This is a genomic window from Microbulbifer agarilyticus S89 (assembly GCF_000220505.1).
GTDB classification, from domain to species: Bacteria; Pseudomonadota; Gammaproteobacteria; order Pseudomonadales; family Cellvibrionaceae; genus Microbulbifer; species Microbulbifer agarilyticus_B.
On sequence record NZ_AFPJ01000004.1, the window covers coordinates 79,449 to 101,890 of the forward strand.

General features: G+C 58.6%; 10 protein-coding genes. 5 read left to right on the forward strand and 5 right to left on the reverse strand.

The window, feature by feature from the left end; translation table 11 throughout:
• The first annotated feature begins 44 nt into the window (after nucleotides 1-44).
• A complete protein-coding gene (locus AS89_RS0100335; protein WP_010130218.1) occupies nucleotides 45-1,967 on the forward strand; it encodes an SLC13 family permease in 1,923 nt (640 codons plus the stop codon).
• 93 nt (nucleotides 1,968-2,060) lie between these two features.
• Here the strand turns inward: AS89_RS0100335 and AS89_RS0100340 are convergent, their stop codons facing one another.
• On the reverse strand, nucleotides 2,061-2,507 hold the full coding sequence (locus tag AS89_RS0100340) for a CBS domain-containing protein (protein ID WP_237709606.1): 447 nt from the start codon (nucleotides 2,505-2,507) through the stop codon (nucleotides 2,061-2,063).
• A 766-nt stretch (nucleotides 2,508-3,273) separates the two neighbouring features.
• Here AS89_RS0100340 and AS89_RS0100345 point away from each other — a divergent pair.
• Both AS89_RS0100345 and AS89_RS0100350 read left to right on the forward strand, forming a co-directional pair.
• On the forward strand, nucleotides 3,274-3,750 hold the full coding sequence (locus AS89_RS0100345; protein ID WP_010130221.1) for a hypothetical protein: 477 nt from the start codon (nucleotides 3,274-3,276) through the stop codon (nucleotides 3,748-3,750).
• Nucleotides 3,751-3,994: 244 nt separating this feature from the next.
• Nucleotides 3,995-6,043 carry a hypothetical protein gene (locus AS89_RS0100350; RefSeq protein WP_010130222.1) on the forward strand — a complete coding sequence of 683 codons (2,049 nt, stop codon included), beginning with the start codon at nucleotides 3,995-3,997 and terminating at the stop codon, nucleotides 6,041-6,043.
• A gap of 24 nt (nucleotides 6,044-6,067) precedes the next feature.
• On the opposite strand, the gene AS89_RS0100355 is transcribed toward AS89_RS0100350, so the two are convergent.
• From AS89_RS0100355 to selD, 3 genes are all read right to left on the reverse strand, one after another.
• Nucleotides 6,068-8,179 carry a TonB-dependent receptor gene (locus tag AS89_RS0100355; protein ID WP_010130223.1) on the reverse strand — a complete coding sequence of 704 codons (2,112 nt, stop codon included), beginning with the start codon at nucleotides 8,177-8,179 and terminating at the stop codon, nucleotides 6,068-6,070.
• Nucleotides 8,180-8,254: 75 nt separating this feature from the next.
• Complete coding sequence (locus tag AS89_RS0100360) at nucleotides 8,255-9,589, reverse strand: NAD(P)/FAD-dependent oxidoreductase (RefSeq protein ID WP_010130225.1); 1,335 nt, start codon at nucleotides 9,587-9,589, stop codon at nucleotides 8,255-8,257.
• Nucleotides 9,590-9,877: 288 nt separating this feature from the next.
• Nucleotides 9,878-12,262 carry a selenide, water dikinase SelD gene (selD, locus tag AS89_RS0100365; protein WP_010130226.1) on the reverse strand — a complete coding sequence of 795 codons (2,385 nt, stop codon included), beginning with the start codon at nucleotides 12,260-12,262 and terminating at the stop codon, nucleotides 9,878-9,880.
• A gap of 352 nt (nucleotides 12,263-12,614) precedes the next feature.
• Between selD and AS89_RS0100375 the strand changes: the two genes are divergently transcribed.
• Nucleotides 12,615-18,242 carry a DUF748 domain-containing protein gene (locus tag AS89_RS0100375; RefSeq protein WP_081475633.1) on the forward strand — a complete coding sequence of 1,876 codons (5,628 nt, stop codon included), beginning with the start codon at nucleotides 12,615-12,617 and terminating at the stop codon, nucleotides 18,240-18,242.
• 36 nt (nucleotides 18,243-18,278) lie between these two features.
• Here AS89_RS0100375 and AS89_RS0100380 read toward each other — a convergent pair whose 3' ends face one another.
• The gene (locus tag AS89_RS0100380) at nucleotides 18,279-19,844 is read right to left on the reverse strand and encodes a cryptochrome/photolyase family protein (protein ID WP_010130229.1); all 1,566 of its coding nucleotides are present in this window, start codon (nucleotides 19,842-19,844) and stop codon (nucleotides 18,279-18,281) included.
• A 304-nt stretch (nucleotides 19,845-20,148) separates the two neighbouring features.
• Here AS89_RS0100380 and parC point away from each other — a divergent pair, with 304 nt between their 5' ends.
• Nucleotides 20,149-22,398, forward strand: coding sequence for a DNA topoisomerase IV subunit A (parC, locus tag AS89_RS0100385; protein ID WP_010130230.1), 2,250 nt, complete (start codon nucleotides 20,149-20,151; stop codon nucleotides 22,396-22,398).
• The last annotated feature ends 44 nt before the right edge of the window (nucleotides 22,399-22,442 follow it).

Consider the following 22,442-nt stretch of genomic DNA (forward strand, 5'->3'; position numbering starts at 1 on the left):
ATGAATTTCTTCGGGCCGAATCAGAAGCGGAATCTTCTTCCTCTATGGCCCTCGACCAGATTACGATTCTTGGCATTATTGTCGTCACCATCGGCCTGTTTATCTGGGGCCACTGGCGTCACGACATGGTGGCGCTGGCATCCTTGTTGGCCTGTGTGTTCACCGGCTTGATCGAACCCGAAGATGCCTTTTCCGGCTTCGGCCATCCGGCGGTGGTGACGGTGGCCTGTGTGTTGATCCTGAGCCGCGGCCTGCAAAGCACCGGTGCAATGGATGCATTGGCGCAAAATGTGGTGCCGAAGCGCGGCGGCATTACCATGGCCATCGCCACGCTGACCGCTCTGGGGGCAGCGATGTCCGGGTTTATGAACAACGTCGGCGCCATGGCCCTGTTGATGCCGGTTGCCACCGACCTTGCCGACCGCCACCAGTTGCCCCCGGGCAAGGTTCTGATGCCATTGTCGTTTGGCACCATCCTTGGCGGCATGACCACCCTGATCGGCACTCCCCCGAATTTGATCGTTTCTGGCTTCCGTGCCAATACCGGCGCCGGCGGCTACGGCATGTTCGACTTTACCCCGGTGGGGGTGGTGGTGGCGCTGGTGGGCATCGCGTTTGTCGCGCTGATTGGCTGGCGACTGGTGCCGGCGCGTACCCAGGCGGGGGCCAACACATTCGATACCGGTACCTACCTCACCGAAGCGCTGGTGGGGGACAAGAGCGCTGCCATTGGCAAGTCCCTCGCCGAACTGGTGAAAATGATTGGCGACGACGACGCCCAGGTGATCGGGTTGGTGCACAACAATGCACGGGTATCCACCGCCATGCCCGGCCTGCGTGTGCGGGCTGGCGACCTGTTGTTGATTGAGGCGGAGCCCGCATCCCTGTCGTCGGTGCTGTCCAGTCTGGGGCTCAGTTTGGCCGCGGACACGCCGCCGGTTGAGGCGGCCAAAGCCCCTTCCTCCGCGGCGCAAGAAGCATCGGCCGCCGATGCGGCACAAGACACCATTGCTGAATCTGCCGATATGCTGGACGGCGAGCCAGAGCCGGGCAAGGAAAGCAAAAAGGAAACCAGGAAAGACAGTGACGACAAGCGCACCAGAGATAAAGATGACCTGGTGATGCGCGAGCTGGTGGTGTTGCCGGACTCTTACCTGATTGGTCGCAGTGCTGAACATTTACGCCTCGCGGGGCGCTATGAAACGAACCTGCTGGCGCTGTCGCGCCAGGGGCGCCGTTCCGTGAAACGCCTACGCTCCACGCCACTGATGAGTGGCGACACATTATTGATGATGGGCAGTGAGGAGAACCTGGCTCGCTTTGCCAACGAACAACGCTGCGTGCCTCTCGCGCAACGCGATATCAGTATGCCGAATAAGGAAAAGGCATACGTGGCACTCGTAGCCATGGCATTGGCGGTAGCGGGTGCCGCATTCGGCCTGCTGCCCGCCGCCATTTCGTTTGCCACCTGTGTGCTCGCGTTTATGGCGCTGAAAGTGGTGCCATTGCGCAATGCCTACGAAGCCGTGGACGGTTCCGTGGTGGTCTTGTTGGGCGCATTAATCGCCGTGGCGCAGGTTATGGATTCCACGGGCGCCGCCGATGTGGTGGCAAAAACCATGCTGGAAAACCTGGCGCAGGAGAATCCGCTGTACGCGCTTGTCTTGATTTTGGTGGTCACCATGACACTGTCGGACTTTATGAACAATGCTGCTACCGCGGCGGTGATGTGCGCGATTGCGCTCAGTGCCGCGGAGCAGCTACATGTGAACCCCGACAGTTTTTTGATGGCGGTGGCGATTGGTGCGTCCTGTGCCTTCCTCACCCCGGTGGGGCATCAGAACAACACACTGATCCTGAGCCCTGGCGGGTTTAAATTTAGCGATTACTGGCCGATGGGATTGCCGCTGGAAATACTGGTCATTCTGGTCGCGGTGCCCACCCTGTTGTGGGTGTGGCCGTTATAGCGGGTCGTGAAGCTGGTCTCGAACCTGGTCTTGGAGCTGGTCCTGAAGCCGGTCTTTGAGCCAGTTATGGCGTCTGCCCTAAAGAGGGGCCTGTCACGCAATGTCGTCACCGGGCTCCTGCGTCAGGTCCGTCAGGTATTCACTGCAGAATCGCAGGGCATCCGTCACCGTGACGATACCCGCGAGCTCACCCTCTTTCATCACCAGCACCGAGCCGATCCCGGTGTCCGCCATGGCCAGTAGAATCCTGTCCAGCGGATCGTGGATATCGGCGATGTATGGGCGCCGGGCACACAGGTCACGCACGTAAAGCTGCTGTTCTTCCAGACGGTGCCCCGGGGACTGGACGCGATCGATATCGCCGCGGGAGATAATGGTTTCCAGATCTCCGTCACGGGTGACCGGGAGGTGATGTACCTGGTGTTCCTCCATCAGTGATTCGGCGGCCTCGATGGGGGAGTCGATATCGATGTGATAGGGGAAGGGTGTCATCAGTGCCGCAAGTGTGGGCATATGGTGGATATCCCTTATTTTACGCATGTGCTCGATCCCCTTGTTTTATCCCCTGGTGGCGAAAGTCCTCATCCTCAGCAAAAGAATAGAACAGTGGTTTGGCAGTCTGGAGACAAATGTGCGGCCGGCGTGCTTAGCAACTGCTTGGTAATATCCCAGTATCGATATCGACGGAATCGATGAACGCAAAAGCATATACAAACAAGTGGGTAATAGTTGGCTATTGAATATCAAACCAGTATTATGCGCAGCCCTCGCTGGGAGCGCCGCTGGAGGTTTGTGGTGCCGTCTGCGAAGAGTCAGCGAGGAATAGTTTCCTAAGTGCACTTGAAATATCGGAAATCGGTATTATTTTTGTCTTGTTCGGGTTTACGATTTAGTAATGCTGTCTACCTGATTAGTTATTCTAATTCTGTAATTCAGATAATTAGACGTAAGTCGGTTATTATTCCCAAGGCTAATTTGTACCGGTTGTTCGCTGTGGTTTCCAGCAATCCTGATTGTCAGTCGTTACTGGGTCAAACCGCCCAAGATCCGTGATACCTGTGGCATACCAACTGCAATTTGGTGTGTCTTGTTTATGTGTAAAGGCTGCATATTCGCAAATACAGGACAGATCGCCGCATTAATGGGGAATATATCAGCGCGGAATAGGGGGGGTTACCCCGTAATTTCGTACTCTTCGTTATTTGCTGTTTCAATTCAAAGCGGCTTGCCGCATCCAAGTACAAAATAAAACGCGTCATCTAGTTAGAAGACGTTTATGCACAATATATATCGAGGCTCTATATATATGTTTCAAGATTACGATCAGATCGAACAACAAATCGCTGCACACCAGGCCAAAATTGAGGAGCTGCAGGAGCAGATGGCTCAGGCCGAGCGTAAAAAACAGGGCGTTATCGCCTTTGATAAAGCGCTGGTAAACCTGGCGGCCGAATACAATATGAAGGAAGAGGAGTTCTTCCCGGCGCGTGGCGAAATGATCGTAGATTGGCTGGTCGCTCAACTCAGTGACGATGACGCGCCGGAATATGTGCGCTCCCTGAAGGCGCGTGTTGCCCGTGCCCTAAAGCGCGATGGTGAAACGCCGCGCCGTGCGGGTCGCAAGCCCGCGACCAATAAGCCGGCGGAGCCAAAGCTGGAAACTGGCCACTATCGCAATCCCTACACCAACGCCACCATCGAGAAGAAAAAGCGTAATCCGAAGCAGTTGAACCAGTGGGTTGCCGAACACGGACTGGAGAAGGTGCAGTCCTGGAAAATTTGATTTTCCTTTCCGCGCCTGCATGAAAAAGCCCTCGCTAGCTGCCGCTGCCGGGGGCTTTTTTTCGTGCGCCTGACGTACATTTTTTTACGCAGGCGGCATGCTCATCCTGAGGTCGAAGGATATCGGCCATTTTGCGTCAAAAGGTGCTTTACCGCGTAGTGCGAGCGGCCGTGACAGGGGATATCGGCAATACTTTTTCTGATGCGAACGGAGTTTTTAGTTGTAGTTCGACAAGGAGTGCCCAGTGCCATTCAGGCTCGCTTTACCGGGTGTCGATTTTCGCCGCTGGCTGCTGTTAGCGGGAATCCCCTTAATTCTATGTATCTGCGTTGCCGGCTGTCGTTCCGACAACGATGATAACAGTGCCCCTCGCCCCGGCGAAGCACCACGCGCGGCCACCACCAGTGCCACCAATACCCCCGCTACGATCAGTGCTGGCACCGCGAATACCGGTGAGGAAAAAACCGGTGTGTTTGTCGGTGACATCAAGGGGCTGTTTTACGAGACGCCGAGCTTCTCCGGCCTGACCGATGACGAGGGGCGCTTCCGTTACCGCCAGGGAGAGCGCATTCGATTCTCACTGGGTGGTGTCGAACTGGGTGCGGCACTCGCCCGGCCCAGAATGAGTCCGTTTAATCTCGCCGGTACACTTCCCCTCACCGAGGAGTGGGAATTCCGGGTGGCGCTGGAGGACCACCAGCGGGTAGATGCGCTGGATCTGGCGTCCAATATGATGCTGTTCTTTCTGATCCTCGACCGCGATCAGGACCCGAGTAACGGTATTGACCTGACGGACTGGGACACGGAGCTGCGCGGCTACAGCGTCAATTTCGATTTTGACCTCTATGCCTTCCCCTATCGCCGCGGACTCGATTCTCTCCCGGCAATCAAAAGCCAGTTTGAAATCCGCTACCAGCTGCCGCTGGATGCACCCCTGCTGTACCTCTACGATGCCCTGGGTCTTTTGATCCCGACTTTGGTGTTGTTGGATGAAACCCGCGATTTCAATGACGACGACATCATCGAACAGCGTATCCAGTGGCGCTATAACGATTTGGGGTTGCCGCGGGATATACGCTATTCGCTGTTCCCGGACGATCTGGACCGTTGGCGCGAGCGTTTGGAATATACCTATGACGACCTCGGCCGCGCAGTGTTCGTGTTGCGTGAAACTGATCTCGAAGAAAACGGGATTGTAAATTTCTTCTATACCTCCGAGCGCTTCTACGGTGACCACGGCTTGCTGGTGGAAATCATCGAGCAGGATGGGCGTGTGCTGCCTGAGGAGCAACGCCGTTTCGTGTTTGGCTACGACGCAGGCAGTAATCTCGATTTGTATGTATTTGAGCAGGATTTCACCGTCAGCGGGGAAGTGGATGCGATTTTCGCCATAGAGAGCCTGTACGACGAAGATGGCTTGCTGCGTTTACGGCTGGAAGAATCGGACCGCAATGCTGATGGTCTGGTGCAGCGCCGCCTGCGTTTCGAATATTTCTATAACGATATCGGCCAGCCATTCGAAGTCTTGGAAACCGAAGATGACGGTGTGGAATTCCGCGCAGACGGCGTGATCGATCGGCGACGACAGGTGCTGTATGTCTATGGCGCTGGCGCCCGGTTGCTGAGGGAAACGGTGCGCTTCGACGATAACGATGATGGCCAGGTGGACCGTATCAACACCTACGAGTTCCTGTATGAGAGCAATGGGCGATTGCGCGAGGAGAGCTGGGCCTTCGACCTGGATGCCGACGGTGTGGTGGAATCCCGCCGTACCTTCACCTACCGCTATTCCACTGATGACCTGTTGTTACGCGTGGAAATGGACTTGGATAATGATGACAACGGATTTCCCGAAGCGACCACCGTTACCAACTATCGCTATAACACCCGCGGCCAGCTGCGTGAAACCGAAATCGCGACCTTTAATGGCAATGACGAACAACAGAGCCTGCTGACTACCACTCGGATCTATGGTGCCCGCGGTGAGTTGGTCGACTGGTACCGCGAAGGCGAGGGCGTGACCGGGGTCACCAATACACCGACGCGACTGCGCTTTCGTTACCGGCAGATCGACGATGGCCTGCGCTACCTGATTGATTACTACCGCTACCGGCAGCCACAATTCACCGAGGTGGGTAACCCGGCAATCGACGTGCCGTGCATCGATTATCGCTTTGCCGAGGGTGAGGTGCGCTGCGGACTCAGCTGGCCAATGCAGTGGAAACTGTTCTGGGAAGAAACCTGGAAGGCGCCGGGTATCAACCGCGGTGGGCCTGTGGTGATCAGGCCCTGAGACCAGGCGCGCTTCATGGCCCGATTAAAAACGGAATTCTACGTCCGCATAAACGCTGCGTGGCTCGCCGATAAAATAGCGGTCACCACCGCCCAGGCTGGAGTAGTCGGCGCGCTCTGCATAATCCACATCCGCCAAATTCTCGATGCGCAAACCAACCGATGTGCGGTTGCCCAGGGCTTGCTGGGCACGCAGGTGCAATAGCCGGTGACCGCCGTAGCGGTGGGCGTTGCCAATATCGGTAAAGTAGCCGCCGGTGTACTGCCACTGCAGGGCGATCTGCGTGGCGTCAGTCGGCTGCCATGCCAAATTGAGGTTATGTATGGCGCGCGGCGCGGTATCGATGTCGTTACCATCACTGGCGATAGGGCCTGCTCCCGGTGCGCTCAGATCATTGGTGTACAGGTGGCGGGCAAAGGTGCCACTGGCTGCCAGTCGCCAAGCCTCGCTGAAGCGCCAGTCCAGTTCGTATTCCAGACCGTAGTGGCGGCTCTCGCCATCGCTCAGGTTGAGGCGGTCTGATGACTGGAACACCACGTCCGACTTTTCCATGTAAAACCCGGTGAGGCTGTAGCCCAGTGTGTCATCGGTGAAGCGGAAACTGGCTTCCAGGCTGTCGATGGATTCTGAATCCAGGTCGGCGCGGGTCTGGCCATTCTGCAGGCGATACAACTCGGTTGCCTGTGGCGCGCGGAAACCGCTCGCCAGGCGCAAGACACCGGTAAACTGTTCGCTCAGCTGACGGGTGAGGCTAGCGTTTAGGGACAGGTTGGCAAAGTCATCCTGGCGGTCGTCCGGGCGGGAATAGCGGCAGCCAATGGCGCCGGTAAATCCGCTGTTGCAGATATCGCCGTTGTCCTGGGTATCCCCACCAATCATCTGGTTGTTGTAGTCGTAGCGCAGGTATTCACCGCGCGCGCCAATACTGCCGGTGGTGCGCTCGCCGAATTGCCAGTCCGCCTGGGAAAAAATCGCCGCGACGGCTGCGGACACCGAGTAGTCATAGTGCTTACCGGCGGGAAACACCGAGAAGCCACCTTGCTGAGTCTGCTTGAGCCAGCCGTCGGTAAATTCGAGGTCCACGCCACTGGTCAGCGTCAGCGCCGGATCAATCTGTTGGCGCAGTGCAGTTTGTACCCCGAGTCCTTGCTGGCCGTTTTCCTCCAGCGGAGTGCCAGGCAGAAAGTGCATCAGAAATGCCATGTCGGTGTAGCGGGCGTAAGGCGAGATTTGCAAGACATCGCCATTACTCAGGGTGCGCTGCAGCTTTAGCTGCGCCCGTGCCGCCCGGCTGTCGCGGAAGGCCTCGGGATAGGGGTTTTCCCGCTTGCGCGCGTCGTCTCTGTAAGCATCTTTGCCTACCACGTAGCCCGCGGTTTCCTGGTTCAGGTTGCTCAGGTTGAGCAGTGCGGTGATGGACCAGTTCTGCCACTGCCGGTCATTGCGCAGTTGCAGTTTCTGCTGGTCATAGCCGGAGTCTTCCTTGTAACCGCGGTCGCGCGCGCCGGTAAAATCGACACGCGTGCCGCCCTGGTCGTCGCCCTGGCTGTGCGTCAGCTGCACACGCTGGTAGTCGTTGGCGCCAGCCTCGATTCCTATTGAGGATTCACGCCCCTGCACCGGGGCCGCACTCAGCACGTTGATCACCCCGTGCTGCGCGTCGGAGCCGTACAGCACGGTACCGGGGCCGCGCAGTACTTCGATGCGGCCAGCCTGTTCGAAATGCGTGTCAAACAGCTGGTTGACGTTACAGAAGCCGGTGCCGCGTACCGGAATACCGTCCTGGGTGATTGCAAAAGCGCCACAACTGCCGGCACCGGTGAGTACCGGGGAGCGCAGGCCGATCAGGCTTTCCTGGCCATTGCCGCGATTGATATTCACTCCCGGTACCGAGGACAGGGCCTGGCTGGGATGCACCGCGCCGATCGCGGCAAGGGTTTCCCCGCTGACGATACTGACGGAAGGCGCTTGAGAAACCAGGGGCTGCGGGGTCCGCGCTGCGGTCACGGAAACCTGTTCCAGCGCGGTGGCTGGATCTTCGCCCAGTGCCTGGGCAGAGCCCGCCAGGACCGCGAGGGCCAGAACAGACAGTGTCGGGTTGCTGAGGGTGGGGGAAATCCGTGGTGGAGTGGTCATTACTGCGCGTGCCGCCGCTACCTAGCGAAATTTCTGCCATGGTACCGGCAGCGGCGAGCTCAGCAAAGAGGCGCGCTAGTGCATCTTGAGCCGCGGGCTTACGAAGCGGTTGGCCTGGCCGATGACGTACAGCAGCATGGCCTTGGGCCAGCCGTGTATTGCCGCCAGGTGCATGCGATACAGGGAGCGGTAGGCAACGCCCGCCAATCTGCCTTCAATGGTGAGGCTGCCCTTCACCAGCCCGCCCATCAGGTTGCCGACGGCGTCGAACTTGGACAGGGAAACCAGCGAACCGCGATCTTTGTAAATGAAGGGTTGCAAAGTTGCCTCTTCGCCGTCGGCATCGCTACTGCTATCCGCTTCCACCAGTCGGATCAGGTTTTCGCTGAGTGTCTTTGACATTTGTTGGGCGGACTGCGCACGTGGCGGCACTTTTACACCATGCCCGTCGACACAGCCGGCACAATCACCTAGGGCAAAGATCGCCGGGTCGGTGACACTGCGCAGGGTCGCTGCGACTTCTATCTGGTTCTGTCGGTTGAGTTGCAGGTCGTCCAGGTGCTGCAGGAAGTCCGGAGCTTTAACCCCAGCGGCCCACACGCGCATGGCTGCGGGAATTTCTTCTCCGTCCTTTGTCACAAAGCCAGAGCTGGTTGCTTCCGCGACCTGGGTACTGGTGAGTACTCGTACGCCAATCTTGGTGAGTTCCTTTTCCGAGCTGTTACCCAGACGCGGCGGTAGTGCCGGTAGCAGGTGCGGGCCGGCCTCAATCAGGGTTACCTTGAGGTCGCCATTTTTGATACGACTGTAATGGCCCATCTCCTGTACCGAGTCCACCAGCTCCGCCGCCAGCTCCACGCCGGTGGCGCCGCCGCCGACAATGGCAATCTGCACCGACGCTACCACCTGACTGTCGAGTAGCAGGAATTGATCGAGCAGGCGACTGTGAAACTTTTGCGCCTGCGCAGCACTGTCGAGAAACTGGCAGTGTTTGCGCACACCTGGTGTATGGAAATCGTTGCTTTGGCTGCCGAGGGCGATTACCAGGTAGTCGTAGTCGAGTTTGCGTGCCGGCACCAGCGGTGCGCCATCGGCATTGTGCACTTCCGCCAGCTCCACCGTTTTGTTTTTTCGGTCGAGCGCTTTCAGGCTGCCCAGCTCGAACTGATAGCCATGGGCACGGGCATGCACCTGATAGTTGAGGGCGTCGAGGCTTGAATCCAGCGCGCCAGTGGCAACCTGGTGCAGCAGTGGTTTCCAGATATGGGTGCGGTTTTTATCCACCAGCGTTATTTGTGCCGCCGGCGATTTTTTGCGGCGACCAAAACGACCGAAAGAGAAGTGGCGTCCAAGACTGGTGGCGAGCTGCAGTCCCCCGGCGCCGCCGCCAATAATGACGATTTTTTTCATAACAGAGTTTCCTGTAGAGCGTATGTATTTTGGCTCTTCGCAGCGCTCTGTGTGACCCGATTTATAATATTTTTACTGCACCGGCGCGCCCCGTGTGCACGATCGACAGGTGCATGGTCGAATAGAAAAGTCGCGACACATCTATCCAACCAGATACCAGCAGTATCCCTGTACGATTTGTGTTTGGCAATCAATGATTGGTTACACCAGAAATGGTCTCGGGTGAAAGGAAATTCCAGCCGTGGCGCTGGTGCAGGCGGGCGTATGCCCGCGCATGCAGAGTGGGATTTACAGCGTTACGGCAGCGTGATTGGTTGCGAGCTGTTTCCAGTCACTGCCTTTTGCCAAATAGATGGGTTGGCTGATGGCGTGTGGGTGCGGGCCACTCTCCATGCCCAGCGTGTCCACAAAGCCGATAACGGCAGCGTGCCGCCACCCCGCTGCGTGCAGTGCAGAAATACATTGATCCGCATGTTGCGCTGGCACAGCACCCAGCAGGCCACCACAAATTTGCGGATCTACCAGCATGGGTAGATGTGGTTTTCCTTGCCAGAAACCGGGGTTTTGTATCGCCCGGTAATTGCGTGCATTGTGTTGATGCAGGTAGGACAGTACCGCGTGTTCAGCGCAGTAGGTGGCGCCGGTTAAAAATGGCAGTGCATCGGCGAGAATACTCACGCCCAGGCTCGCGGCCTGTGCCGGGTGCATTGCATCACCAAGCGGCTGCGCGTGCCAGCGCAGTATTTCTACTACTTGCCCGAGCAGGCCCGCGCGATGCACGGGCGTCATGACACGCACGCGATTGCGCACAAAAATATTTGCTGCAGTCAGATTGCTTTGCAACATGGTATCCAGTGCCTGCTGCAGCCAGCGCGCCCGGGCCTTGCCCTGTGCTTGGGCAGCAAACAGTGCGCCGTTGCCCAGTGGTTTGGTGAGAATCAGGCAGTCGCCAGCGTGCACACGGCCGCGCCCTGTCAACAAACTGCGATTGCCACTGCCGTTGAGCGTCAGGCCGATTTGCGCCGCCGGGCCTTCGAGGAGCTGTCCCCCGGCAAGGGTACAGTCATACTGATTGAGTTCGCGCGCAGCGCCGTCGAGTATCAGTTGTAAATCGCGGCTGGCGAGGGCGGCGGAGGCATTGGGTAACTGGGTTGGCAGCGTGACCAGTGCCTGGGCGGAAACGGGCTGAGCCTGCAGGGCGAACAGTGGCGAGAGGCTGTGTTGTGCTGCGAGGCGGCCAAATAGCCACGGGTCTTGTACCGGCGCACACAGCTGCTCGGCGTGTTGCACCAGCAATTTGTCATCGGGCACCTCGAGTGCGCTGGTGGTGGGCGTTAACGCGCTGCTGCGCGCGCACGCAAGAGCGTCTTCTTCACGGGTCTCTTTTGTGGTGGATTGGTTGGTGGTGGATTGCTTGGTGGCGGATTGCGCGAGCCGCGCCAGTGCCTGATCAAACAGGTCGCTCCCCAGTGCGCCATCCCCGAGCGTATTTTCGTCGACGGCACGGTGCACACTTGCAGCGCGACTGCGGACAAAACGGGATAGCGGTAAGTGATTGATCTGATCCACGAAGTGGCGATCGGCACGGTCTTTGGCATGCCAGAATAGTGTGCTCGCCGCCGCCAGGCCCCGGTAAGCCGTGATCGCCTGCTGATCGCCACAGCTCAAGCGCTGCAGGAAGCGGCCCCGTGGGCGATAGCTTTTCAGTGATGCATCTTGCAGTGCTGCGCGCACATTGTGAAACAGGGTTGGCCCCTGCTGGCGCGCCGCCTGCGAGGATTTGGGCTGAGCAGCACTGGTCCCGGCCACATCCCCGGCAGCGAAAATGTGCGGGTGGCTGATGGAGCGCAGGTAGTCGTCCACCTGGACAAACCCGCGCTGATCAATGGCCAGGCCCGCTTGTGCCAGCCACGGCGGTGCCGAGGACTCGGTACACAGCAAGACCTTATCGAGGGCGATAAATCGCCCTTCATCGCTGTAGATTCCACGCGCGGTGATTTCTGTTACGCGCCAGTTGCTGTGCACCTGAATTTTTAAGCGCGCCATTTCCCGCGCGGCCAGGCGGCGCGCCAGCAACGGAAAATCGGCGGGAATTTTCTTTCCGGACTGCACCAGGTGCAATTCCACGCGGCCGCTATAGAGCGGCTCCTCCAGTGCGCAGGCGATCGCCATCGCCAATTCGCAGCCTCCTGCACCACCACCGATGATACCGAGCTTCAATGGCTGGTGTTTGCGATGTATCTGCTGCCTGAGCTGCTCCCAGTAGCGATAGAACTGCCCGATCGGCTTGACCGGCACCGCAAGCTCCGAACCGGGAATGTCATGACACGGCGACGCCCCCACCGCTAGGGAAAGGAAATCAAACGCCAGGTCCGGACGGCCCAGTAACGACACCCGATTTTCCAGTGGATCAATATTGTGCGCGCACGCGTGAATGAAGCGTGCCCCGGCGGCCTGGCAAAGCCGCGGCAGGTCTATGTGGATATCGCTATGGCTGTAATGTCCGGCAATCAGGCCGGGCACCATGGGGGAATAGGGGCTTTGCACCTGGGGCGAGACAAGTGTCAGGCGCACGCCGGGCAGCGGTTGCTTCGCCCACTGCTGCAAAAGCACAAGGTGGCTGTGACCGCCGCCAATCAGTACCAGATCCTGACAGTGAGTTTGCTTGTGCATATTTCCGGCGCGTCCCTGTTGCTTCCTGCGTGCTCGGTCACACATTGGCCTGTGTGCGCTGACCTGCAACCATTTGTGCCAATTTGGTTGAAATATAAACAGTGTAACGGGCGTTGGCGGAATAGCACGTTTTGTGGACTTTGCCGCGAAGCATTGGCCGCCGGATTTTTTGCGACACGCAGATCTGGCGTGTTACACGCAGAATAAAGTGGCAATAAATGCTTTTTTGGTTGCCCTGCGCGACATCCGCACGTGCCTGCCTGGTCTTTAATGTAAGGAGCCCGCAACTCCTCACCAGCATTCGCCAATAAATGGTGGGCATTGCGCTGAATTCTTTTTGCGCTGAGATTTGATGTCCAAAGCAACGTCCAGTTCACCACCCGTACCGCCGGCGCGGCAGCCTGCACGCAGAGGTCTACACCGACTGCTGTGGTCGCTGGTGATTTTGCTGGTGGTCATCGCAGTGTTGAATCTTTTTGTCTCCATTGTTATTCCCGGCATGGTGCAGCGTTGGCTGCATGACCGGGGACTGGAAGCGCGCATTGATTATGTGAACGTATCGCTGCCGCGGCTCCAAGCGCACCTGCGCAATGTAGAAATGCGCAATGAGTTTGAGCGTGGTTTTCGCGTTCGCGAAATGTCTCTTGGGCTCAGTTGGTGGCACCTGCTGCGCGGCAAAATCCGTGTGCGACAGATGGAGTTGCACGGCGCCTATATGGATTTGGAATCCCACCCGGGGAAAATACATGGGCGCGTGTGGGAGATCGGTGGCTGGTGGCTCGATGAGGGGCCCAAACGACCAAAAAACTGGCGCCTGGAATGGGCCGATGCCACCGTGCACGACAGCGTAGTCTGCTATCTCCACCGCCCCCAGTGGACCAGCCCGACCTGTTTCCGCATTGGCAAGCTGGTGCTGAAGGAATTTTTTGTCAGCGCTTTTCGCGAGGCACAGGAGCCGCTGAATTTCGATATTGGCGCTGACGAGCTGGAGCTGGATAACCTGCTGGCGTGGGACGAGCGCGACGGCATGGTTTCCCAGTACAGCCTTGGTTACCAGCCCCCCACCGAGGGTGGGACGCAGCGGCCGGCTGCAGAGGAAAACCCGATCGTTGCACTGGTGCACTTGCATACCCAAGACGTGCATTTTGACCGGCCCGGCAATCATTTCACCATGGCGGATACCCACGCGCGCAAGTTTGCCGGCTGTTCACCTGCGCGCTGGGCCGAGGCGGTGCCGGCGCTGAATCAGATCAGCGGGCATTGCGGTAGCGCGCGACGACTAGACCTCGCGGAACGTGGACAGTTTTCATTTGGCAAACAGGGTGAAATATCCTGGCACCGACTGAGTGGGGAAGAGGTTCGCCTGCGCTATCAAAACCGCCAGCTGCCGAATTGGCGCGCCGAAACCATCACCATCAACAACTTCGACTTTGATCGTCCGGACAAAACGCTGGTATGGCAAAGTGGTAGTGCGCAGCGCTTCTCCTGGTGCCCGAGTGCCTGGCGCAACGCCGACCAGCATTACTGTGTGACCGCGGGAACTCTGGATCTGCCCCAGGCCACGCGCTTTGCCTGGCGCGACAGCTTTGGAATGGAAATTAATGACGGGGTGCTGTCTGGCGGTGAAATCGAGGACCTGGTCGGTACCGCCCCCCATCCGCAGCCACTGAAAATCAACGAGCTGCAGGTTGGCGTCTTGCAGTACCGCAACAAAACCCGTCGCCTTGGCCTGAGTGATACGTCTTTGGATGCGGCTGACGGCTGCTTGCCGGGGGTGCTGTGGGATACCCCCGACCAGTGCGTGAATCTCTCGCAGCTTGCTATTGGCGAAGACTTCTCCATGCAGTTCCCGCGCAAGCACGCGCGCAACGGCTGGCCTGCGCAAGCATGGGCCTTGGAGAGCGGGCCGTTTTCGCTGGCGCATGTGCAGTTCGAGCAAAGACGGCAGGCCGTCACGCAGGCAGCGGCCCAGCCGCGCCTGGGGGAGCGCGCCGAGTTAACCCAGTTGGCGTGGGCGCGGTTGCGGATTGCACCGGCTGACAGGGAGATCCTCGCCGACGATTTTTCACTGCAGTCGTTTGCCGGATGTGCACCCAATGGCTTGTTGCCGGACCGCCTGTCGCCGTTATGCACACGCCTGGTGGGGCTAGATGGAGCGGGTAGTTTTGTATTCCGCGCCGACTCGGCGGCCGGCGACGCAGATAACAAGAATGTCCCTGGGCAGCGTCAGGGCGAAGATGCCAGCCCCAGTTCGCCTTATGCCATTCTCGGGAAGCTGTCCCTGGATGAGCTGGTGCTCGACGACCATTTGGCGGCAACCAGTGACCAGCAGACGGGGCTGGTGCTGTCCCAGTTGCGCGTAGGACCAGGCTTGTTCAAACGAGGTAATGAATTGCTTGCGCCGGGTGAGTACTTTGCCGCCGGCGAGGAGTACTGGTGGGGAAACGAAGACAGCGTCTTTACCGCGACAGAAGTAATTGCCGATGACGAGGGTAGTGAAAAAGGCATAGTGCGAAGTACACCCCCGGCGAGCGGGAGTTCGACGCCGGGTCAGCCAGCCGCGACCAGTGAAGCCGCCGCTATCGGCAAAAACCTGCGCGCCATTAGCACGCAGGTGGAACTGGACGCGCTGGCGTTGGCAAGCCTACAGGGCTGCCTGCCCAAATCCTGGCAGCTGCTGGTCGCCGGGGAAAATAGCCAGGACGATGTAAAGGGCAGCGCGCCAGTTGGGCAGCGGACCCCGAGCTGTTTTGATATTCGCAATCTGCAGCAACAGCAGCCCCTGCATCTCGCCGTCGAACGTCGCACACGCATTTCCCGCGACAAGCAACCTGAAGGTAGTGCCTTCCGTTTCAAACTGGATGCGGCGGCACTCAACCTGGATCATGCGATTGTCACCAGCGCGACGGGGGAATCGCTCCTGACTCTGGCCAGCCTGGCGCTGCCGCTGGCGGAAATTCGGCTGCAATCCCAGCCAGCCATGGCGCACTTCAAGCTGCCCGGGGCATCGCTTGCCGGTGCGGCCTTTTGCCTGGTGGCAGAGCGGTGTGTCGAGCTACAGGCGCTGGGCACCGGCGACACCTTCACGCTGAAATATTGGGGCGACCGCTTTTTTGCCGACCTGAACCAGCTTGCCCTGGAGCGTTTTTCGTTAGGCGGACACAGCGGTGAATTCACCGCGGACATCCGCGACCTGTCCAGCCTCTCCATGCGTGTGGACCTGCCTGCGGTCGCCTTCGCGCGGGCAGACTGGGAGTTCGATGCCCTGCAGGCATCGAGTATCAATATTTGTTGGCCCGACAAATCCGCTGTCGAGCGGGCTGCCGAGCGGGCTGCCAAGCGGGGGTTGCCCCAGTGTGTACGCAGTCGCGATCTCACATCCCGTGGCGACGGAATCAGCATTGGGCAGGTGGCGCTGTACGGCAGCCAAACCGGTCCACCACAGCTGGAACTGGCGCAGTTGTCGATTGCCAATGTCGGTTTTGTGCAGATGGGCGGGCGACGTTCTCTGGCACTTAACCTGACGGATGTGCGCCTAAATGCACTGCGCGGTTGCGGGCCGAAAGACTGGCTGGCGGCATCGCCGTCTGGTGGAGATCGCAGCACCTTGTGGGCCGGCTGCCTCGACTGGGGCGTGATCGCCCTGACCGGTGACAACCTGATTGCACTCACTGGCGCGGCGGGCGCAAGTAGCGGAAACGAGCGGTTGCGACTGGGGCCACTGCAGGCAAACCAATTGCGTGTGCTGCCGGCATTAAATCGGCCACCTTCGCTGGAGCTGGGGTATTTGCAATGGCGCGCGTTGGCATGGTCCGGTGGCGGGCGACTGAGGGTGGCGGACCTCGACGCACAGGGCGGGGCTGGTTGCCTGCCATTAGGGAGTGGCAAAGGTGCCAGCGCGAAAACCTGTATCCGCGTGGGTCGGTTGCAAATCCCCGGTGAGCAGACGCTGGTACTGGGCGAAGCAGATACCGCGTTGCGCAGTAGTGGGCATATCACCGTCAATGATTTCGTGTTGCTGCAGGGCGGGAGTCGGCGCCTGGGGTTCGATTATCTGGATGTCGACGGACTGGTTGTGTCCGCGGGTACTTTGGCGGTTGCCGAGGGGGAAATTACCGGCTTGAGCGGCTGCCTGCCGGAAATGCGTATTGGCGAAAAGCCTTTGGCGCCCTGCTTCGATGTGGGCACGATTACTCTGCACAGCGGTCACCGGATGTCACTGAGCGACTTGCGCAATCCGCAGTCCATGCGAAATCTGCGCCATGTATCCGTGGACGGCTTGCGCATCACGCAGGCGGGGTTTCCCGCGGGCCTGGCATCACCGCTATTGGCGGTGCAATCTCTGGAGGCGGATTTCCTGGGATTTGGCGAAGGGCAGTTAGTCAGTGAAAACCTGCGCCTCGGTGGGGTCGGTGGTTGCCTGCCAGAGGGGTATGTTCCCGGTGTGCGTTATTGCCTGGAGTTGCAGGACCTGAATGCGTCTGGCCGGTTCGACTTTGCTGCGCGCGCGCTGGTGCTGGATCGGGTGCAACTGCATCGTGCGGGCATCAATGACACCGGCGGAGTGCGGTTGCTGGAACTGGAGTTCGCCGAGGCACGCCAAGTTACCTACACCAAAAACCGCATGGGCTTCCTGTCTCTGGAAGTAGCCAACAGCAAGCTGTTCCAGCGCAGCCCGCGCGCGCCAGAATTTGTGAACTTCCAGTGGAATACGCAGATCCAGCACCTGAGTGTCGCCCGCTTTGAGTATGAATCCGCAGAGAAGCACCTGGCGATTGACAGCATCAATGTGCTGAGGCCCAGGAGTATTTTGGCGCGCGGCATTGAGGGCGACCTGGGTGCCTGGGAGCGCTTTCGCAACCGTACTCCCGAGGCGGATCGTTACCAGTACCAGCGCGGTGATATCGCCCGCAAGGCCAACCGTTTTCGTTACCGGATACGCGAAGTGTACGTCGACCAGGGGGCTTTTTTGTGGCTCGATGAAAGTGAGCGCTATCACGCAAAACTACCCATCCGGCACATCAATGTGTTGTTGCGTGGCGCGAGTAACTATTACCAAGATGCTGCGGCGACCCTGATATTGCGGGCCAGCCCCGGTGGTTTCAGTGAAATGCACCTGGCAGGCCATATCAATTTGCGCGAGAACAACCATTGGGATGGTGGCCTTCTGGGGTATGTTGAGGGCGCCAATTTGATCCCGGCAACACCGTATATTGCGCGCCTGCTTGGCTACAAGATTTTGCAGGGGCAGCTGGATGCCGTGCTCAATCTATCAGTGCAAGATAACAAACTCGATGCACTGGCCAACATGGGATTGGAAAAAATAAAAATACGTCGGGTAAAAGATACTGACCACCTCGAAGTGAAAAGAAGTTTTATCCCACTCAGTTTTGCCCTGGCCTTGCTCAAAGACGGTAACGGTGATGTGCAGATCAAAATGCCGGTCACCGGAGATCTATACGATCCCGACTTTAACTTTCAGTTTGTCTTTAGTGAGGTATTGCAGCGGGCGATTCTCGAATCGTTGTTTGCCTACTTTACCCCAATCGGTTTTTACAGCCTTGCCAAGCTGGCCTGGGATCGCTTCCGTGCGGAACGTTTTGACGACTTGTTGTTTGCGCCCGGCAGCGACCAGCTGAGTGGCGAAGCGCAGGCCGAGTTGAGCGGCATGGTCGAAACCTTGCGGGATAACCCGAAAGCGCGGCCGGGTATCTGTGGCGTGGCGACGACCCAGGACTTGCGGATGATGTTCCCCCATGAGGCACAGGCGATGGCCGCCGCCCGCGAAACCGCCCGTGAGTTCTTCCGCGATCCGCCCCGCGGTATGCGCGAAGAGCTACTGCAGCTGTCGAACCGCCGCAGCCGCAACGTCCAGCTGTTCCTGATCGAGGCCGGGCTCAGTCAGCAGGATTTCATCCAGTGTGCACCCGACTATATTGGTACGGACAGCAGCGATCCGCGCGTAGAATTTTCGAACTAGTTGCGACGCGGGTCACTTTGGCAGCCGGCGCAAGCGTTAGAATTTATCCGGGTCTTGGATGATTGCCCTGGCGCGTTTGCGCAGGGCTTTACGGTCTGAGTCGGACATCTTGTCCAGTTGATGAAACATCATCGACATGCGCGGATTGTGGGCCAGGAGTTCGCGTTTCTCCTCGATAAAATGCCAGTACAGGCTGTTGAAGGGGCAGGCATCATCGCTGGTGCGCTCTTTTACATTGTACCGGCACGAGTCGCAGTAATTGCTCATCTTGTGGATATAGCTACCGCTACTGACGTAGGGCTTGGTGGCAACCAGTCCGCCATCGGCAAATTGGCTCATGCCCCGTGTGTTGGGCATTTCCACCCACTCGATGGCATCGATATAAATGCCGAGATACCACGCATCTACCTCATCCGGGTGTACCTGCGCGAGCAGGGCGAAGTTACCGGTCACCATCAGGCGCTGGATATGATGGGCATAGGCGTTGTCGAGGCTGTTGCGGATGGCGTGGTGCAGGCAATGCATGTCCGTGTCACCGCTCCAGTAGAAATCGGGTAGCGCTTTTTGGTTCTGCAGGCGGTTGCAGCGGCGGTAGCCGGGCATGGATTTCCAGTAGATGCCGCGCATATACTCCCGCCAGCCAAGAATCTGCCGTACAAAACCCTCAATCTGACTAATGTCGATCTCAGATTTGTGCGCACGCCAGTGCTCGATGGCTTTATCGATCACTTCCTGTGGATGCAATAACTTACTGTTGAGCGCGAAGCTGAGGCGGCTGTGGAATAAATACACCTCGCGATCGTGCATGGCATCCTGATAGTCGCCAAAGTGCGGTAACAGTTCGCTGCAGAAATGGCGCAGCACAGCCAGTGCATCTTCCCGTGAAGTAGGCCAACTGAATTGCTTCGGGTCGATGGTACCAATGGTGGCAACATCGCCCTTTTCCAGACGTGATACGGTTTTGGCTACATTCTTGCGAAAGCCGCGTTCGTGGGGGATTTCTGGTTTTCCGTTCCACTTTTTGCGGTTGCTCTGGTCGAAATTCCACTGCCCGCCCTCGGGTTCACCCGCGCTGGTAAGCAAAATATCGTGCTGCTTGCGCATATGGCGATAGAAACTCTCCATCAGCAGGCTTTTCTTGCCCTCGAAGAATTCGCTCAGCGTGTTGCGCTCGGTGAGGAAGTGTTCGCTATCACATGCTTCGGTGGTAATGCTCAGATCATCGGCGAGCTGTTGCAGTTGCTGGTCGAGCCGGTATTCGTCCGGCAGTTGGTACTGAAAACAGGCAAACTCATGCTTCGCGACGAGCGCGGCGATATTGGTACCAAGTTTCTGTGTGTTGTCTGGGTGGTCCAGGGTGTAGTGGATCACATTTTTACCGCGCGCCTTGAGCCATGCGGCAAATTCGGCCATAGCCTCAAAGAAGGCCACCACCTTCTGGATATGGTGCCTGGCATAGTCCGTTTCCTGGCGCATTTCGGCGATGAAGTACCAGGTGTCGGCATCGTCATCGCGGTACCAGGAATGGTTGTGATTGAGCTGGTCGCCGAGAATCAGTCGGAGTTTCTTCACCCGCGCACCTTTGTGTGTTTTATCGATCATGGATATTTAGTTGCGTAACGCAGGCCAGCGCAGCATCTCTCCGGGCCGTACTTCTATGCACTCAACCTGAGGTCAGGATAGTTGTCGTTTTACTTTAGTACGAAGATCGCCGGGTTTGGATGCCCCGGGGGCAGGGCGTGCCGCAGTCCATGGCCGCGTTACCGCTGGTAGCGGACGCGCCACACAGGTCACGAAAAGGGCTCTGGCGACCAGCCCCAGCCTCGTTTGAACCGCTCGTCTGTGTCGGCCATAATCCCCCTCTTATATATACCTGTCCCCAACAGAATAACGAGACTCTCGCAGTATGACCGAGCCCTCAGTCTTTGATGCTTCCGAGCGCCAGCACCTGGCGGACTACACGGAGAAGGCGTACCTGGACTACTCCATGTACGTGATTCTGGACCGCGCCCTGCCGAATATCGGTGATGGTTTGAAGCCGGTACAGCGCCGTATTGTCTACGCCATGAGCGAGCTGGGCCTGAAAGCCAGCGCCAAATACAAGAAATCTGCCCGAACCGTGGGTGACGTGATCGGTAAGTACCACCCGCACGGGGACAGCGCCGTATACGAAGCCATGGTGCTGATGGCGCAGCCGTTCAGCTACCGCTATCCGCTGGTGGATGGCCAGGGTAACTGGGGCTCCCCGGACGATCCCAAGTCGTTCGCCGCGATGCGTTACACCGAATCGCGCATGGGCAAGTACTCCGAGGTACTGCTGTCCGAGCTGGGGCAGGGCACCGTGGACTGGCAGCCGAACTTTGACGGCACCATGGACGAGCCGGCGGTGTTGCCGGCACGGGTACCGAATATCCTGTTGAACGGCACTACAGGTATTGCGGTGGGTATGGCTACCGACATCCCACCGCACAACCTGCGTGAGGTGGTTAATGCCACCGTGCACATGCTGGAAAACCCCAAGGCCACGGTGAGTGACCTGTGCGAGTTTATCCACGGCCCGGATATGCCCACCGAGGCGGAAATCATTTCGCCGCGCGCGGATATCCACAAGATGTACGAGACCGGCAAGGGCTCGGTGAAAATGCGCGCGGTATGGACCAAGGAAGACGGCGATATCGTGATTACCGCGCTGCCGCACCAGGCCAGTGGCTCCAAGGTGCTGGAGCAGATCGCTGCGCAGATGCAGGCGAAAAAACTGCCGATGGTGGGCGACCTGCGCGACGAGTCGGACCACGAAAATCCGACCCGCCTGGTGATTGTGCCCAAGTCCAACCGCGTGGATCTGGAGCAGGTGATGAACCACCTGTTTGCCACCACCGACCTGGAAAAGAGCTACCGGGTAAACCTGAACATGATCGGCATTGACGGTCGCCCGCAGGTTAAATCCCTCGACAAGATCCTGTCCGAGTGGTTGAGCTTCCGTACCGTTACAACAAGACGCCGCCTGCAGTTCCGCCTGGAAAAGGTCGAGAAGCGTCTGCACCTGTTGGATGGCTTGTTGATCGCCTTCCTGAATATCGACGAGGTGATCGAGATTATCCGCACCCACGAGGAACCGAAGCAGGAGCTGATGCGCCGCTTCGAGCTGTCTGAGGTACAGGCGGAATACGTACTCGATACCAAGTTGCGCCAGTTGGCGCGCCTCGAGGAAATGAAGATCCGCGGCGAGCAGGCGGAGCTCGAGAAAGAGCGCGATATGCTGACCAAGACCCTGGACAGCGCGCGTCGCCTCAAGACCCTGATCAAGAAAGAATTGCTCGAAGCCGCCAAAGAGTTTGGTGACGACCGCCGCTCGCCCATCGTCGAGCGCGCCGAAGCCAAGGCCTTCAGCGAAACCGAACTGCTGTCTTCTGACCCGATTACCGTGGTGCTGTCGGCCAAGGGCTGGATTCGCCAGGCCAAGGGCCACGAAATCGACCCGGAGTCCCTCAGCTACAAGGCCGGCGATGGCTTCCGCTTTGCCGCTCGCGGCAAGAGTAACCAGCCGGCGCTGTTGCTCGACAGCAGCGGGCGCAGTTACGCCATTGCCGCGCACACCTTGCCGTCTGCACGGGGCCAGGGTGAGCCGGTCTCCGGGCGCATTAACCCGCCCTCCGGTGCTACCTTTGAAGGCCTGTTGATGGGCGCGGACGATCAGAAAGTCCTGCTGGCGAGCAATGCGGGTTATGGCTTTATCGCCAAGTACGCCGACCTGCAATCGCGCAACAAGGCCGGTAAGGCCATGCTGACCCTGCCCAAGGGCGCCAGCGTATTGCCGCCGCAGGAAATCGAAAATCCCGACGAGGCGCTGCTCGCGGCAGTGACCAGTGAAGGGCGCATGCTGGTGTTCCCGGTATCCGAGCTGCCGGAGCTATCCAAAGGCAAGGGTAACAAGATCATCAACATCCCCGCCGCGCGCGCCGCCAGTGGTGAAGAAACGCTGGTGGGAATTGCGGTGCTGGAAGGCAAGGATCAGCTGTTGATTCACGCCGGAAAGCGTCACACCCGCATCAAGATCTCCGAGCTTGAGCACTATCAGGGTGAGCGCGGCCGCCGCGGTAATAAACTGCCGCGCGGTTTCCAGAAAGTGGATAAGGTGGAAGTGGTGGAAAAGTGAGCCTTGGCGCACTGGTTTGCCGGTGTGAAAACTTCTGCCTGAAT